General features: G+C 41.3%; 2 protein-coding genes. Both read right to left on the minus strand.

Going from position 1 to position 828, the window contains the following annotated elements; translation table 11 throughout:
* Positions 1 to 471: metal ABC transporter permease (locus ABN217_RS19145; RefSeq protein WP_349459838.1), on the minus strand; the 471-nt coding region annotated here is incomplete at its 3' end.
* Positions 464 to 828, minus strand: a 365-nt coding sequence (locus ABN217_RS19150) for a metal ABC transporter permease (protein WP_349459839.1), incomplete at its 5' end; no start/stop codon positions are given. The genes ABN217_RS19150 and ABN217_RS19145, both read right to left, overlap by 8 nt.

Consider the following 828-nt stretch of genomic DNA (forward strand, 5'->3'; position numbering starts at 1 on the left):
TTTACGTTTTAGTAAGATAACAGCAATAGTAATGCCTGCAAACCACAAGTTTTGTGTAAATTCAGCGTCAGTGATCCCTAAAATATCACCAAATAAGATATGGGTGAGGTGTTGTTCGGTATCGATTTTAGCGAACATGACTAAACCAAGGGCAAACATCCCTGAGAACACAATCCCCATCACGGTATCTTCTTTGATACGGCTATTTTCTTTTAAATACCCTGTTGCAAAGGCACAAAATAACCCAGATAAAAACGCCCCTATAGCTAGAGGGATCCCTGCAACTGAAGCGATAACGATACCCGGCAGTACGGCATGGGAAATGGCATCCCCCATTAGAGACCAACCCTTTAATACTAAAAAGCAGGATAAAATAGCGCATACCGCACCAGTAACAATCGCCGTGATAATTGCTTTTTGCATAAAAGGAAAGATAAAAGGCGCGGTTAGTAAATCAATAAAATCACTCATTTGCGGCCTCCTGCTGCTTTATTTTATGCAGGTTTTCAACTTCGCGTTTTGCTTTACGGCGTGATGCAAAAACACCATGTTTTGGTGCAAAGAAGAATGCCAGTAAGAAAATAACTGTTTGTAACGTAACGATTAGCCCACCAGTTGCACCATTTAGGAAATAACTGGCGTAAGCACCAATTGCACTCGTCGCGGTACCAATAGCAACCGCAATAATTAATAAGCGCTTAAACTGATCTGTTAATAAATAAGCGGTTGCCCCTGGAGTCACAACCATCGCAATCACTAAGATAGCGCCAACGGTTTGCAATGCCGCAACAGTACAAGCACTTAATAAGGTGAAGAAAATAATCTTCA

Origin of the sequence: Proteus sp. fly-1067 (assembly GCF_040139345.1) — a bacterium.
Lineage (GTDB): Bacteria > Pseudomonadota > Gammaproteobacteria > Enterobacterales > Enterobacteriaceae > Proteus > Proteus vulgaris_B.